The 16072-nt window shown below is 44.5% G+C and carries 12 protein-coding genes; 11 read left to right on the top strand and 1 reads right to left on the bottom strand.

Translation table 11 applies throughout. The features are described from left to right. Positions 1–178: 178 nt before the first annotated feature. The 8 genes from pstS to ACLD6A_RS04750 all read left to right on the top strand — a co-directional run bounded on the left by pstS (position 179) and on the right by ACLD6A_RS04750 (position 9140). Positions 179–1450 (top strand): phosphate ABC transporter substrate-binding protein PstS, encoded by a 1272-nt coding sequence (pstS, locus tag ACLD6A_RS04785; protein WP_410313731.1) that lies wholly within the window; start codon positions 179–181, stop codon positions 1448–1450. Between the two features lie 111 nt (positions 1451–1561). After that, the gene (gene pstC / locus ACLD6A_RS04780) at positions 1562–2566 is read left to right on the top strand and encodes a phosphate ABC transporter permease subunit PstC (protein ID WP_004135769.1); all 1005 of its coding nucleotides are present in this window, start codon (positions 1562–1564) and stop codon (positions 2564–2566) included. After that, positions 2567–3604, top strand: coding sequence for a phosphate ABC transporter permease PstA (pstA, locus tag ACLD6A_RS04775; RefSeq protein WP_019260701.1), 1038 nt, complete (start codon positions 2567–2569; stop codon positions 3602–3604). It begins immediately after the preceding gene. A gap of 73 nt (positions 3605–3677) precedes the next feature. Beyond that, the gene (gene pstB, locus ACLD6A_RS04770) at positions 3678–4457 is read left to right on the top strand and encodes a phosphate ABC transporter ATP-binding protein PstB (RefSeq protein WP_019260702.1); all 780 of its coding nucleotides are present in this window, start codon (positions 3678–3680) and stop codon (positions 4455–4457) included. A 255-nt stretch (positions 4458–4712) separates the two neighbouring features. Continuing rightward, entirely contained in the window at positions 4713–6107 is a 1395-nt protein-coding gene (locus ACLD6A_RS04765) for an NCS2 family permease (RefSeq protein ID WP_019260703.1), read from the top strand. Between the two features lie 387 nt (positions 6108–6494). After that, positions 6495–7016: a 50S ribosomal protein L10 gene (gene rplJ, locus ACLD6A_RS04760; RefSeq protein ID WP_004129547.1), complete on the top strand. Its 522-nt coding sequence runs from the start codon at positions 6495–6497 to the stop codon at positions 7014–7016. A 97-nt stretch (positions 7017–7113) separates the two neighbouring features. Then, positions 7114–7494: a 50S ribosomal protein L7/L12 gene (gene rplL, locus ACLD6A_RS04755; protein ID WP_004134236.1), complete on the top strand. Its 381-nt coding sequence runs from the start codon at positions 7114–7116 to the stop codon at positions 7492–7494. An 890-nt stretch (positions 7495–8384) separates the two neighbouring features. Next, positions 8385–9140, top strand: a complete 756-nt coding sequence (locus ACLD6A_RS04750; protein ID WP_004134238.1) for a hypothetical protein — start codon at positions 8385–8387, stop codon at positions 9138–9140. 740 nt (positions 9141–9880) lie between these two features. On the opposite strand, the gene ACLD6A_RS04745 is transcribed toward ACLD6A_RS04750, so the two are convergent. Then, positions 9881–10183: a HigA family addiction module antitoxin gene (locus ACLD6A_RS04745; protein WP_410313730.1), complete on the bottom strand. Its 303-nt coding sequence runs from the start codon at positions 10181–10183 to the stop codon at positions 9881–9883. 430 nt (positions 10184–10613) lie between these two features. On the opposite strand from ACLD6A_RS04745, the gene ACLD6A_RS04740 reads away from it, so the two are divergent. From ACLD6A_RS04740 to ACLD6A_RS04730, 3 genes are read left to right on the top strand one after another with little or no spacing between them, the layout of a single operon-like run. Continuing rightward, a complete protein-coding gene (locus ACLD6A_RS04740; protein ID WP_410313729.1) occupies positions 10614–12053 on the top strand; it encodes an FHA domain-containing protein in 1440 nt (479 codons plus the stop codon). A 16-nt stretch (positions 12054–12069) separates the two neighbouring features. After that, complete coding sequence (locus ACLD6A_RS04735) at positions 12070–15819, top strand: helicase (RefSeq protein ID WP_410313728.1); 3750 nt, start codon at positions 12070–12072, stop codon at positions 15817–15819. Then, positions 15816–16022: a hypothetical protein gene (locus tag ACLD6A_RS04730; RefSeq protein WP_004127727.1), complete on the top strand. Its 207-nt coding sequence runs from the start codon at positions 15816–15818 to the stop codon at positions 16020–16022. Before ACLD6A_RS04735 ends, ACLD6A_RS04730 begins: the two co-directional genes overlap by 4 nt. Positions 16023–16072: the final 50 nt, after the last annotated feature.

Here is a 16072-nt window from a genome sequence, read left to right as displayed (position 1 = left end):
TTCATTTTGCTTAAGTCGCGTTAAATCTAGCGCCAAATACCGCCATTTTTAGTACACACTTTATTTTTGCCGGTGCGGTTTAACCCACCTATTTATGATGGTTGCGTTAATAAAAAAAGATAGGGATTAAGTTAAGAAAATGCGCCCAATTCGCAAATACGGCTATAGGAACGCGAAAATGTGGTGGGGCGCAAGGCAATTCTTCGCGAAAGGAAAGAAGAATATGCGTAACGATATGAATAAGTCAAATATGAATAAAGTGAATACAACTAAAGTAAATACAACTAAAGTAAATACGATCAAAGTAAATACGAATAAAAGCGCACTTAAGTTCCGTAGTATTGCTGCGGCAGCGCTAACTTTCGGCTTGTGTGCAACCTGTGCTGCTTGCGGAGACAATGTTCCTGCAGACAACAACAACGCAACTGGCGCGCAGAATGCAAAAATTTCCGGCAATTTCCAAGGCTCGGGAGCTTCCTCACAGCAGGTTGCAGTAGAAGCGTGGATTGCAGGATTCCAAGGCAAAAACAGCGGTGTAAAAATCGCCTACAATCCAACTGGCTCTGGTGCAGGAGTAACTACTTTTATGACGGGAGCCACAGCATGGGCTGGATCCGATAAATCGCTAAGCGACGACGAGATAGAAAAGTCAAAGTCGGTTTGTGCAAATGGCACTACAGCTTTTGACGTTCCAGTATATGTATCTCCAATCGCTGTAATCTTTAATCTAAAAGGCGTTTCGGATGCTGGAAAACACATAAATATGGACGCTTCTACGATTGCTAAAATTTTCGACGGCAAAATCACGCGCTGGAATGACGATGCAATTAAATCGCAAAATCCTAAGCTAAAGCTTCCAGACACTCCAATTACCGTGGTTCACCGCTCCGATAAGTCTGGCACAACGCAGAACTTCTTAAGCTACGTGAAGGATGCAGCTCCGGACGATTGGTCGCATGATCTTAGCGAAAACTGGCCAAACAGCGTCGGTCAAGGCGCAAAAGGCACTTCCGGTGTTGTGTCAACAGTTCGCATGGCTGACGGTGCTATTGGTTACGCTGATTTTTCGCAAGTTGGAAAGCTTGGCACTGTGGCTGTGAAGGTGGGGGATACTTATAATGAGATTTCTCCTGAAGCGGCTTCGCAAACTTTGGCTGATTCCGAGATTGATTCTGATATTTCGGCAAAGTATCCTAACCGCGTTGTTATGAAAATTAATCATAATACGCAAACTAAGGGTGCTTACCCGATTGTGTTGATTTCTTACGATATTTCCTGCCCGGTTTATAAGGATGCCTCAACTGCACAGTTTGTGAAGTCTTGGCTTAGCTACGTAACTAGCGCGGAAGGTCAGAATGCTGCTTCTTCTGCTGCTGGAACGGCTCCACTTCCGCAAAATTTGGTTGGCAAAATTAACAAGTCAATTCAATCGATTAAAACCGGAAAGTAAAACCGGAAAGTAAAACTGGAAAATAAAAAATAAAAATCGGAAAGTAAAACTGTAAAGTAAAAACTTTTCGTAACTGATATTATGAAAAATATCAGTTAAAAAGGAGAATGATTGAGTTCTACGAAAAATGCAGCAGCAGTTGCGTATACTGCAAACGAAGCTACTCAAGTTTCTGAGAGCAATAGCAAAAATTATGCAGGCACTCATTTTGCAGACCGTCTTTTTAAAGGCGTGGCTGCAAGCTGTGGCATGCTGATTTTGCTTGTGCTGACTGCAGTTGCAGTATTCCTGCTGTTTCGCGCGTGGCCGCTAATAAGTGGGAATCCTGCGCAGGTAAGTCGCGTATTTTCCGACTTTACTGGTGGCAAAGCGCACGATTTTATAAGCTACGTAGCTCCGCTTATTTTTGGAACTGTGCTTATGTCTGCGCTCGCGCTGCTGTTCGCATTTTTCGTGGCACTCGGCATTGCTCTGTTTATTTCGTATTATGCTCCTAAAAAAATTGTTCCGCTTTTAAGCGGAGTTGTTGATTTGCTTGCTGCAATTCCGTCCGTAATTTATGGTTTATGGGGCGGATTGGTGCTTGTGCCGGCAATGTATCCGTTCTGGGATTGGGTTTCTAAAGTTTTTGGGTGGATTCCATTTTTTGCCGGTCCTGCTGCGAATCCTTCCAGAAGTGCTGCAACAGTTAGCTTAGTTTTAGCTGTTATGATTTTGCCGATTATTACTTCGATGGCTCGAGACATTTTCCAGCAGGCTCCTCGCTTGCAGCAGGAAGGTGCGTTGGCTTTGGGTGCTACGAAGTGGGAGATGATTAAGTTAGCTGTTTTGCCGTTTGCAAAGTCTGGTATTGTGTCAGCTTCTATGCTTGGCCTTGGTCGAGCTCTTGGCGAAACAATGGCAGTTTTGATGATTTTGTCTCCTGGATTTACTTTTGGAATCAATATTTTCAAAGCTTCTCAAAATCAAACTATTGCCGCAAATATTGCAGCGCAGTATCCGGAAGCGAACGGTCTTGGCGTAAGTGCGCTTATTGCAACCGGCTTGGTTTTGTTCGTTATTTCTTTTGCAGTCAACTTTATTGCTCGCAAAATTACCGGAAAGGCGGGCGCATAAATGGAGAATCAAATTAATAAATCTGCCGAAAGTGTTTCTGCTGAAAGTGTTTCTATTGAAAATACTTCCGCAGAAAATTCCGCAGCTCCGGTTATTGACTTCAACAAATTCCGCCCAACTAGATCTTCTATAGCCGCGCGCAAACGCAAAGATATGCTTATGCGCGTGCTGATTTTCTTGTCTTTTATAGTGGCAGTTATTCCTTTGGCTTCCTTGCTTTTAACAACAATTATTAACGGCATTAAGCGCTTAAATCTTGACTTTTTAACGCATAATATGACTTACGTTGTGGGCGGAAATGCTACTGGAACTGGCGGTTACGGCGGTATTTTGCACGCAATTATTGGAACTCTTGAAATTACGCTTGGAGCTATGGCTATTTCGATTCCAATTGGCCTAATGTGTGCTGTTTACTTGGTTGAGTATGCTAGGGGAAATAAAATTTCGCGCATAATTAATCTGCTTGTTGACGTTATGAGTGGCATTCCGTCTATTGTTGCCGGTCTGTTTGCTTTTTCAATGTTTGCTCTTCTTGCAGGTCCTGGCACAATCAATGGCTTTGAAGGTTCTGTAGCTCTTTCTCTTCTTATGATTCCAACGGTTGTTAAATCTTCTCAAGAAATGCTAAAAATTGTGCCGAACGATTTGCGCGAAGCAGCTTTAGCTTTAGGCGTGACTAAGCAGCGCACGATTACGAAAATCGTTTTGCGCACTGCTCTTCCGGGAATTGTGTCTGGCTGTATTCTTGCGGTTGCGCGCGTTATTGGCGAAACTGCGCCACTTCTTATGGCTTCAGGCTTTATTGCTTCAACGAATTTCAACTTATTCGACGGGCAAATGACGACTTTGCCTGTGTACGTTTATCAGGAATATTCTAAACTTTCTGCAAATTGCCCAGCTAATGCGCCGGCTTCTTGCGTTACAACAATTCCAATGGAGCGAGCTTGGGCTGCGGCTTTAACGCTTATTGTGTTGGTGTTGTTACTAAATATTTTGGGGCGAGTTGTGGCTCGAGTGTTTTCTGTAAAGGCGAAATAAGGCGAAATAAAGCGAAATAAGGCGAAATAAAGCGAAATAAGGCGAAATAGATTTTTTAGAAAGCGAGCATAAAATGGGTCAACGAATTGATGTGAAGAACTTAAATATTTACTACGGTGATTTTCTTGCCGTAGAAGACGTAAATATTAATATTGAGCCCAATAAAGTTACGGCTTTTATTGGTCCTTCTGGCTGCGGAAAGTCAACAGTTTTGCGCACTTTAGACCGCATGCACGAAATTACTCCTGGCGCTCGCGTAGAAGGCCAGGTTCTTCTTGAAGGCCGCGATTTATACGGCAAAGACGTTGACCCTGTGGCAGTTCGCCGCGATGTTGGAATGGTTTTTCAGCGTCCAAATCCTTTCCCAACTATGTCTATTCGAGAAAACGTGCTTGCAGGAGTTCGCTTAAATAATCGCAAGATTTCCAAGCAGGATGCTGACGATTTAGTCGAGTGGGCATTGCGAGGCGCAAACTTGTGGAATGAAGTTAAGGATCGCTTAGATAAGCCTGGAATTGGTCTTTCGGGCGGTCAGCAGCAGCGACTTTGCATAGCTAGAGCAGTTGCTGTGCATCCGCAAGTTTTGCTTATGGATGAGCCTTGCTCGGCGCTCGACCCAATTTCTACGTTGGCTGTAGAAGATTTAATTAACGAGCTTAAAAACGATTACACGATTGTGATTGTGACTCACAACATGCAGCAGGCTGCGCGTGTTGCGGATTACACGGCATTCTTTAATTTGAAAGCTGTAGGTCGGCCGGGGCATTTGGAATACTTTGCAGACACGACTACCATGTTCAACAATCCGCGCAATGCCGAAGCTGAGCGTTATATTTCCGGCCGTTTTGGCTGATTTGTTATATACTTTTTTGATTTCAGTGTATTTTCTTGGTCAGCACGTGCGCGTAAGGTCAGAGCTGTTCGGTTGTTCAAAGGTTTCGCAATTTTCATAATTTTATGTGAGATTTTGTGATGCCTTCGTTCATTCGACGAGTCGCAGTAACCTCTGCGTGAATGCCCAAATGTAATTGCGTCCGCGATTGCTCAAGTGCTTTCGCCGCGCTTTTTCATGGTCTTTTGCGCGTCAAAACCAAGGAACAGAGAGTTTATGGAAAAGTTCTTCCAACTCAAAGAAAACGGCACGAATGTATCAACGGAGATCACTGCAGGTCTCACTACATTCTTCGCAATGTCGTATATTATCGTCGTAAATCCAATGATTTTAAGCCAAACTGGCATGCCTAAAGGTGGCGTTTTCCTCGCTACAATCATCGCAGCAATCATTGGTACCCTTGTTATGGGCTTGTTTGCTAACGTACCTTACGCACAGGCTGCTGGCATGGGTCTTAACGCATTCTTTACTTACACAGTTTGCTTCGGCCTGCATTTTACTTGGCAAGAGGCCATGTGCATGGTGTTCTTGTGCGGTTTAATTAACATTATTATTACCGTTACCAAGATTCGTAAAATGATTATTCGTGCCATCCCGACTTCGCTTCAACAAGCAATCGGCGGTGGCATTGGTTTATTTGTGGCTTATGTTGGCATGATGAGCGTTGGTTTGATTACTTTTACTTCCAAGGATCCTGCCGCCGCTGCAAAGAGTAAACCAACTGCTGCTATTCCAGGTCTTGCTGTTATGAATAACCCTGTGCTTTGGTTATTCCTTATTGGACTTCTTTTTGCTATTGTTCTTACAGTTCTTAAAGTTCGCGCAAGCTTGCTTATTACAATTATTGCAACTTCTTTAATTGGTATTCCTTTGGGATTGACTTCTTTGAACAATGCAGTGTCTGTTACTGACGCTTTTGCTCAGCTTCCAACTACTTTCGGTGCTATTTTTAGCGATAAGGGTTTTGCATCTTTGTTTGCTGATCCTGCTCGTTTGCCGCTTGTGTTGGTAACTATTTTCGCATTCTCAATGTCGGATACTTTTGACACTCTCGGCACCTTTATTGGTACTGGCCGTCGTACAGGTATCTTCTCTGAGGCTGACGAAAAGGCTCTTGAAAACGGCTCCGGATTTAGCTCCAAGATGGATCGCGCATTGTTTGCTGATTCTATTGCTACTTCTGTTGGCGCAATTTGCGGTACTTCTAACACCACTACTTATGTAGAATCTGCTGCTGGTATTGGTGCCGGTGGTCGCACTGGTTTGACTTCCGTAGTCGTATCTATTTGCTTCGCGCTTTCTATTGTTCTTGCGCCTTTTGCTTCTGCAGTTCCTGCTGCAGCAACTGCAGGCGTGCTTGTTGTTGTTGGTTGCATGATGGCAAGCTCCTTGAAGGAAATTGCTTGGGACGATATTTCCGAAGCAATTCCTGCATTCTTTGCTGCCGTATTTATGGCGTTCTCTTACTCTATTTCTTACGGCATCGCTGCAGGCTTCATCATGTACTGCTTAGTTATGACTTGCAAGAAGCGTGCTAAGGAAGTTCATCCAATGCTTTGGATTGTTTCCTTGCTGTTCTTGCTTGATTTCGTTGCTAATGCAGTGCTGTAAAATGTGCATTTAATGTAAGGGTGCATTTTGCAAGTAGTGAACTTGTGAAACATAAAATATAAAAGTAAAAATTAAAAAATTCGAGGGTATGTAAATTACATGCCCTCTTTTTTATTTCTATAGTATTTCTCTTGACATTGTCCTAATGGCGTATTAGACTTACCCAACGTAAACCACAGACCGTTGGTGGAATCACAAGATTCCTGAAATTGATGCGTCAGGCCAGCACAGGTTGAGCAAGATTTACAACTAGCATGTTGTAAGTTTTATTTAGCACTTAGTGTGCTTCGTATGTTGCTCTGCCGGTGCGCAGAGCTTTTTTATTGCTCTGTTTCTTGAGTTTGATGCTTTTCTTTCGAGCTGACGGCCGATTTAGGAAGGAACGCCATGAAGAGGCCCGAAAAGGAAGCGGTAGTTGCCGATCTTACGGAACTTTTCCGTAATGCAGACGCTGTCTACCTTACCGAGTACCGCGGGCTTACCGTTCCGCAGATTTCTTCTCTGCGTGAAAAGCTAGGCCGCGATACTTCCTACTCTGTGGCGAAGAACACGCTTGCTCGTATTGCTGCTAAGGAAGCGGGCATTGAAGGTCTTGACGAGCTTCTCGCCGGCCCAACTGCAATCACCTTCGTTAAGGGTGATTTCATTGAGGCTGCTAAGACCTTGCGTGATTTTGCCAAAGAGAATAAGACTCTCGTCATCAAGGGCGGTTTCGCAGATGGAACTGTTTACGATGCCGAAGGTGCAAAGCAGCTTGCAGACTTGAAGTCTCGCCCACAGTTGCTTTCCGAAATGGCCGGCGCGCTCAAGGGCACCATGTCCAAGGCCGCCTACCTGTTCAACGCATTGCCAACCAAGACGGTGCGTACTATCGACGCTTTGCGCGAGAAGCAGGAAAAGGCCGCTTGATTCCCTTGCAGCTTGCTGCATGAGACCAACCGATAATAAAAATGTTATGGTCGTAAGGCACACCGTGTGCCTGGCCAAGTAAGAAAGGAAGCCAATTATGGCTAAGCTCACTAGTGAAGAGCTTCTTGAAGCTTTTGGTGAAATGACCCTCGTTGAGCTCTCTGAGTTCGTCAAGGCCTTTGAAGAGAAGTTCGACGTCGAGGCTGCTGCCCCTGTCGCCGCTGTTGCCGCTGCTCCAGCTGCTGCTGGCGCTGCTGAGGAAGAGAAGGACGAGTTCGACGTCATTCTCACCGCTGCTGGCGACAAGAAGATTGCAGTCATTAAGGCTGTTCGCGCTTTGACCAACCTCGGCTTGGCTGAAGCTAAGGCTCTCGTTGACGGCGCTCCAAAGCCAGTTCTCGAGAAGGCTAAGAAGGAAGATGCTGAGAAGGCTAAGGCTGCCCTCGAAGAGGCCGGCGCTTCCGTGGAACTTAAGTAGTTCTAGCTTTTTATTACTTTGCGTGTAGCGCAGTTTTAGGCGTGTGCGCATAGTGAATAAGGCGGTAGGATTTATTCCTGCCGCCTTTTTTGTTGTGCGTTTGTTGGCAGAGAAAATGGGTTATAGGCCAAAAAGTGTGTAAAGCTAGTCTGATGAATATTCTGTGGAATAAGCCACAAGTCTCAACACTGTTAAAAACTCAGTCAACAAACTGAGAAAGTAACACTGATAGCCCAAATACCGTTACTAACTCAGCTAACAAACTGAGAAAGTAACACTGATAGCCCAAATATCGTTACTAACTCAGCTAACAAACTGAGAAAGTAACACTGATAGCCCAAATACCGTTACTAACTCAGCTAACAAACTGAGAAAACAACGGTTATGTGTTACTGGTGCAGTATGTAGACTGCGTTAGTAACGAATAATTGCGATTTATCGTTACTTGCGCAGTAGACAATCTGCGTTAGTAACGAATAGGTTATGAGAGAGGTTGCGGCGTGTGTGGTCTCCGCGCGTGTCGCGCTGTGAGTGGCGGTTTTTCAAGGGTTTGGGGGCGGTGTGGGGGAGCGGCGGCGAGTTTCCTGAGAGTTTTCTGAGAAAAATCTTTGAAAATCTTGAAATAGTATTTTTTACGATTAAACAGTGTAGTTTGTTGTATTTTTTATGGTTTTACGAGCTTTTACTGGAATATTTTTGTAATTTTGATGATATTTTCTGTGTTGGCTGCTTGTTTCTGCTCTTGACTTTTTCGAACGGGGGGGGGGTATGTTAATAACAGCTTTCAGCTAGATGCTCTATCTGAAAGTTATCCACAAGAGATTGATTTTGTGGGTTTATGTTTTTTCACTGCGTTTTAAGCGTGGTGGAGAAGAAGAAAGGAAAATATTATGTTTAACAAGAAGGCTATCGCCGCACTCGCTGCTGGCGCCACCCTCGTTTCCGGCTTGGCTTTTGCTGCTCCAGCAATGGCTGATGCTAAGTTACCTGCTGATGCTATTGCAAATGCTAAGAAGCAGGAACAGGCTGATAAAGATGAGTTGGCTAAAAAGGTTGAAGAGAACAAAGCTAAGGAAAATAAGGCAGTTTTAGATAATCTCGATAAGTCCAAGGCTTTTGACAACTTCCTTAACGGTTCCGAAAAGGGAGACATTGTAAATGGTTCTTTGAGCACCTTGAATGGTCGTGGTGCTGCAGAGGTTTCAGCAGCTAGGTCCAAGGCTAATGAAGCTACTGCTGCTTTGAATGCTTTGAAGGCTAAGTGGGCTGATATGTTGGCTCAGGCTGATTATCTTGACGCTGAAGGTGAACATGAAGCTGCTGCTGCTTTGCGTAAGTCTTACTACACTAATGTTCCATTCTTAGATAGTATTTCTGCTGCTACTAAGACTGAGAAGGAAGCCAAGGATGAGCTTGCTAAAGCTGAGAAGGCTTACAAGGAAAGTAAGGAACGCTTTGCTAAGTTCTTGAACAATCTTGGTGGCAAGAAGGCCGATGTTAAGAAGTCTGATAAGAAGTCTGATAAGAAGGCTGATGCTAAGAAGGCTGCTCCATTGGCTAAGACCGGTGCTGCTGTAGCTTTGGCTGCTGTTGCTGCTTCCGTGCTTGCTGGCATGGGTGTTGCTCTTCGCAAGGTCCGTCACTAAGCTTTTAGCACATTAAGTGTGTTGATTGTTTAATGATTTGTTTGTGAGCGCACTGTATGTGAGTATGGTGCGCTCACTTGTTAAATCTTTCACTCAACGTGCCGCAAGGGCTTTATGTTTTTGCAGCGGGTTTGCTTTCGGGCTTTTGCATGATTCTACTGTTTTGCCAAATCTCTTTCTTCACGGTAGTGTTGTGCGCTGGTTTTCGATGGCGTGACTGTTGAGTGTTTGGCTGGCTTGTTTGTTAGGGAAACGAGTCGGTTTTGTTAAAGGGCTTGGGTTTGGTGCTACTAGGGGCATCAGATTCCAGGCCCTTTCTTTTTATGCGTCTGTTTGCTGCGGTGTGAGTGCTGCTTGTTGGTGCGATGCGACAGAAACGACTAAGCGTTGAGTAGTTTATGTCGCCACTGCTTTGTCTACGCTGCGAAACGGATTAAAAATCAAAAGTTTAGGTCATTGATAACCTAAACTTCTAAAAATCAAAAGTTTAGGTCACGAATAACCTAAACTTGTAAAAAATCAAAGTTTAGGTCACGAATAACCTAAACTTGTAAAAAATCAAAGTTTAAGACATAGTATTTATAAGTTAAGTAAGATTCAGAATAATTACGAGAAGCTGGTTATTACTTTGAGCAAGGCTTTGGACGATGATTACGACGGCATTCGCGTTGAAAACATTGTTGATTATGGGAAAATAAGTAAAGATTTAGCTATAATTTGGCACTTATCTGTGTAATAATCTACGCCGAAACGAGTGGCTGTATCTTGCCTATGCTGGATTCGTCAAATCGCAGAATGTCGTAGTTGAGTTGGAGATTGAGCCAAAAATTGGGAGTTGTTCTAAAAGCTTTAGATAGCTTGTATGCCATTGCTACGCTGATTGCGCGTTTGCCGTTTAAGATTTCTCCGATTGCTGTTTGGGATACACCGATAGTGTGAGAAAGTTTGTATGAGCTGATTTTAAGCGGTTCCATAAATTCTTCGCGCAAAATTTCGCCAGGAGTGCTCAAGTAGTTATTAAGTTCCTTTTCTCTGGTTTCCATAGAACTATAGTAATGCATTGCGTTACTAATGTAAAGCGTGAGTATTATTTGTGTTAGAGCTATCAAGTGTTTATTATGCTGTTTTTAGTTGATTTTTGATTAATGTCGTTTATTCTTGGCTACGGGGGGGGGGGGATGCTTTTATGTGATTGTTGATGAACTTCTGGCTTTACTTTTATCAATCTGCCAGTTGTTTCAACGTGTAATATTTGCGCTTTTGCGGAAGATTTCGGCCAAAACGACTCAGCGTCGAGTAGTTTATGTCGCCTACGCAAGAAAATCCGACCAAAACGTCACGCGCGTGAGTAGTTTAGGTCGGCTACGTAAATATGTAACATTTTTATGCGAAAAATCAATAAAAAGTAGCGCAATATACACAAAGCATGACACAATAGAAGGTAGTGTATGTTTTCTGAAGGGAGCAGATCACGTGAGTGAGCGACAAGTCGTGCAGCGCTGGATGATTACAGTAGGCGGTGTTGAGCAGGCGCGCATTGGAGCAGGCCAGTCGGTTGAGATTGGTAGAAAGCCTATACGCCCATTGCGTGAAGATGGATTTAAGCGCATTGACATAGTAGATAATAAGCGTTCTATGTCTAAGCGCCATGCGCTACTCATTGTTGATCCTAAAGGCGTGGCAACAATACGCGATTTACATTCAACAAACGGAACTTACTTAGTTGGCTCAAACGGTGATTTGTTGCGACTTGATCCAGATGTTGATTTCCAGCTTCCAGACAGTTTAATGCGAATGCAGTTTGGCGATGTTCCTGTTGATTTTGTGCGCGTAGAAGATGAAGTTCAGGAAGAAGAGCATAGTAATGTGCGCGACTTATTCTCCTATGCCACTGATGATGAAAAGCATGAAGAGCCTGCCGCGTCTGGCTTGTCGGTAGATCAGATTCTTGATTTGCGTGCGGGCGAGCCGACTGGAATTTTCCACGCACAGTCGGTGTCGGAGCCTGGATTGTCTTGGCAAAAAGGCCAATCTATTAAGGATGCGCTTGAGGGTACTGCGTCGGTTGATGATGCGTCGGCTGACTCTGCGTCGGTTGATTCAGATCCGATCAATGCTGCACCAATTAATCACGATGTAACAGTTCCTGTTGTTTTGGAGCAGCAGGAAGCGCCTGTTGAGCCGCGTAATTTGTTTGCGGACGCTCGAGCGGAAAGTGAAAATGCTCAAGCAGAGATCGAAAATGCTCAAGTTGCGCAATCTCAAGCAGAACCGCTTCAAGCAGAACCTCTTAATGTAGAGCCTCTTCAGGCAGAGCAATCTCAAGCAGAATCCGCTCAAGCTGAGTCCTATGAAACAGAATCAGATAAAGTTGAATCAGCTGAAACCGAATCACCTGAAACCGAATCGGCTGAAACAGAACCAGCTGAAATCAAGCCTTCCAACACCGCATCAAATCCATTAGAGGGTAATCGATATTACTTAACTCACGAAGACTCTAATAAAGCGTACGAAAATTACACAAATATAGGTCCGCTTGATTCGCGCTTCACGGCCACAAGTATTGATATTAGCGATATTAGCGATATTAGTGGTATTGATTCCGACGCATCTTATACTCCTGCTTTTGAACCAGGATCCGTATTTGAAAAAGTATCGAAAGGTGAGTTCGACGCTCAGCAAAATATTGTAGAGGCTGGCGGATTCACTTCTAAAGAAGCAGAAGAAAGCACAGATTTTTCAAAGCAATTTGAAATGGCTCAACATTCCGAATTGCTGCCATACTTAGCTTCAAATCCTGGATTGTACGACGACTTATACGCTTGGCTTGCAGCACAAGGCAATGCGGATGTAGATGCAGCACTTGCGCGTAACAGCGGTTATAGTGCATACCGTAAAGCTATTGAACAGTAAGTGAGTAGGTGGGAAAATGAGTGAGGCAAACAGCGAGCAGAATGGCGAGCAAAACGTTGAGAACAGCGTTGAGCAAAATGTTGATCAAAACGTTGAGAACAGCGTTGATCAAAACAATTCACAAGTAAGTGCTCGAAGCAGCGCAATAAAAAATATTGTTGCCTGGAAGCAGCAGTATCAGTCTCAGCTATCTCCTTCTCCGCTAGAAGATATTACGCAACTTGCAGCGCAATTAGAGCTTACTCACGCACATCCTTCTGGAATAGCGCAACTTTTTGCAAGTGGAAAAGTAACGTTAAAAGCTTTATTCCGTGATGCTGGAATGTTGCGTGCTGCTGGGCGTAGATTGGATCGCGTTTTTGAAGACCGCGACGCAAAAGCGCACGAAAGCGGCGTATCTGAGCTTTCTTTGGTTGTTGGAGTTGCATCGTGGAATGGCAATCATGTTCCAGTTCTCACATACCCGGTGCATGTAGTTCGAGATACTAATCAAGACGAAACTGCAGCAACTATTTACTTCTCCGGTAGTGTTGGGCTAAACCATGCGCTTGTTCAGCGTTTGAGTGCTCGCGGAGTTGAGCTTCGTGAGGATGTGCTGTTCGACGGTTCTCAATACGAAAGCGGTACTCCAGAAACTTCTGTTGTTTTTGACGCTATTTGCAAGAAAGCGCGCACTTCTTTCCCAGATTTCGACATTGAGCGAGATATTGTACTTGGATGCTTTACGGATGCAGGGTCTCGTTTTGTGGCGGAAAGTGAGCAAATTCTTAACGCTTTACACTCCGGCAATGTTGGAAATATGCTTATTGACGCTATGGCAGGAGATGAGCGTTCAATACAAGCGATTAACGCTGATAATAAGCCGGAATATAGTCCTTTTGATGCAGATCCACATGGTGAGTGCGAAGTTGGAGATGTTGATAACACTGTTCGCTATGCTGCAGATCTTGTTTCTTCCGGAAACTCGTTATTCGTTAATATTGATTCCGGCTCGGATTCGGCCGCTATTGCTGCCGCAATCGCTTCGCGCTCAGTTCTTGCAGGGCGCTCGGTTTTGTATGTGCCAAATGTGATTGAACAGCAGCGTAGGTTCCGCTATACGCTTAATACGCATGAAATTTCTTCACTAGCATTAGACGTTGCAGATGGGCACATTGCCAAGCATGTTGATTCGCAGCTTATTTCTGCAGTTGGAGCGCGTCAAAGCGTTGCAACATCGCGTTTTGAGCAGGTTGCCGACGAATTAGTTGGTGTGCGCTCGCGTCTTACTCGCTATTTAGGTGACCTTCACGGAGTTAATGAAACTTGGGGAGTGTCGGCGTATCAAACAATACAAAATCTTGCTGCAATTGCTATGCTCCCAACGCATCCTTCTACGCACGTGCGTTTAGACGTTGCTGCAGCTCATGCAATTACTGGTCAAATCGATACTTGGTTGCAAAAATTCCATCAAGCGGACGAGCTTGGTGAATTTAATATTAATCCTGAAGATACTCCGTGGTTTGGCGCTTCTATTTACGACGAAAACGAAGCTGTATCGGTGTATCAGCGAATAGTAGACGTGCTTCTTAAGCTACTTCCTGCTACTCGCGAGCAGGTTAAAAGCACTGTTCAAAGCTGCGGATTCCCTGTTCCAACAACTGCGCGCGAATGGAGCAGACAAGTTACAGTTTTGAAGAATTTGCGACGCGTGCTCGACGTGTTCCAACCTGAAATTTTTGAGCGCGATTTGGACGCAATGATTGAAGCTAGTAAGCCGAAAGCTGTTAGAAAAGCTGAAGGCACGATTATGGGCTTCTGGGAGCGTCGTCGTCACGTGCGAGAGGCTCGTAGTTTGCTTAGAGTTGGAGCTAAGGTTGACGACTTGCATGAAGCTTTGAAGATTGTTGCTCAGCAGGCTGCTCAGTGGCGTACTTTTGTGCCTCACGGCGGATGGCCTGTTTTGCCGCCAAAATTAGACGAATTGGTAAATACTCAAGAAGTATTATCTAGGAATCTGGTGGCTCTTGACGCAGTATTGTCTACAACTCGTCAAGGTGCAGATCTTGAAAATATTGAGTTTGCGCAACTTGAGGCACGTTTGCAGGATTTGCACGACGATCGCGCATCTCTTGATACTCTTCCAGGTCGCTGCAAGTTGGAAAGTGAATTTAGCAAGGCTGGTTTGCTTGATTTAGTAAGCGATTTGCGTCATCGTCATGTTACAGGAGATGCTCTTGATGGCGAGTTGCAGCTTGCTTGGTGGACTACCGTTTTTGAAGATATTGTCAATTCTTCTGCGATTATTTCGCATCAAGATGGTTCTGCTATGCAGGATGCTTCGGATCGTTTTGTGCAAGTAGATACTGAGCATGTGCGTTCTATTGGACCGATGGTTCAGCAAGAAGCTATGAGGCATTTGTGCGAATTGCTGTTCTCGCATACTCAGGAAGCAAATCAACTGCACACTATGCTTGCAAGCAACCGTTCCGGAATAACATTTAACAAGCTTTTGCGCAATTATGCTGAGATTTTGCTTGCTGCAAAGCCAATCTTAGTGGCTATGCCATCAACGCTTACTATGATGACTCCGCTTGGCCCTATTGTAGACACTGTAATTATTGATTCTGCAGAGCATATATCAAATATTGAATTATTCTCTATTTTGGCTCGCGCTTCGCAAGTAGTTGTTCTTGCGCATAAGCAGACTGTAAGCTCCGAAAGCTTGCGTAAGCTTATTTCTATTCTGCCGTCTGTTACGGTTGTTTCTCGCGCTACAAGGCGTTCTTTGCGCTTGGCTCGATTCTTGGAAGAGCACGGTTACGGAAAGTTGCGTCACGATGTTCCTGTTGAACGCTTGCAAGGCAAGGTGCGTTTGCATCAGGTTGATGCTACAGGCGTTCCAGTGCTGTCTTCCGGACTGATTGAAAGCAGCCAGCGCGAAATTGACGAAGTGGTGGATCTTATTCGTCAGCGCGCGAAGACTTTCACTGTTGTTCCTTCAAGCTACATGCTTGTGGTTGTGACTTTAACAAACGTATTCCGCAGTCGTTTGGGTTCAGAATTGAAGTCTTTGTCTATTAAAGATGAAAATATGGCTCGATTCTTGCGTCATGTGCGTTTAATGAGTGTTCACGAAGCTTCCGGAGCTATTGCTACGGATGTTATTCTGTCTCTGTGCTACGCAAAAACTTCTCACGGACGTTTGCTTCAGCAATTTGGTTTGCTGGAAGAAGAAGACGGCAAGTGTATGCTTTTGGATGCGCTTGCTTTGGCTCGTAGGCATCTTGATATTGTTAGCGCATTTACTTCCAAAGATATGGATGATGAGCGTTTGCATCAGGATGGTCCAAAGCTGCTTAAGACTTTGTTGCAGTGGGCTGAGCAGTTAAGCGATAAGCCTTTGCGTCCGGAAGATGCTCATGATGTTGAAGCGCAGGTTGCGGCTTTATCTGCTCAAAATAATGTGCTATTTACTGATTTAGCTGAGCGTATTCGTTCGCGCGGATTAAATGTAGCAGTTAATTATGGTTTCGATAACGGCGTTCGTATTCCGCTTGTTGTTGGTCTTGCAGATAAGCCATTTGCTTTGGCTGTGCTTACTGATGATGCGCAATTTATGAGTATTCAGTCCACTCGTGAACGTCATCGTATGATGATTCAAGATTTGGAAGCTCTTGGATGGTCTGTTATGACTGTTTGGAGCGTTGGTGCATTCGTTAATCCAGAAAAAGAAGTTGACCGCGTTGTTTCAAGGCTCGGTGAATTGTATGGTGACAACGAATGAGCGATTATGATCCTAATCGACGCTCTCCGCGCAAATCTGTAAGAGTAGTGCGTGAAGGCTCTGAGCTTTTTGATGCCGATGGCGTAAAACTAGAGCCTTCTGATGAACTTACGAAAGAGCAGCGTGCTTTGGACGACGATAATCGCATTTTAAGCGAGCTTCCGCCGCATTGGGCTGTGTTTTCTGAGCGCGGACGAAACTAGTCGCTCTCGCTAGTTTGCCAATAAACTTATGAGTTTGCCTCGGCTGTCAC

Origin of the sequence: Gardnerella sp. Marseille-Q9691 (assembly GCF_046507715.1) — a bacterium.
GTDB lineage: Bacteria > Actinomycetota > Actinomycetes > Actinomycetales > Bifidobacteriaceae > Bifidobacterium > Bifidobacterium greenwoodii.
The sequence above is the reverse complement of the archived record's forward strand: the minus strand, read 5'-3'. Positions and strand labels throughout refer to the sequence as shown.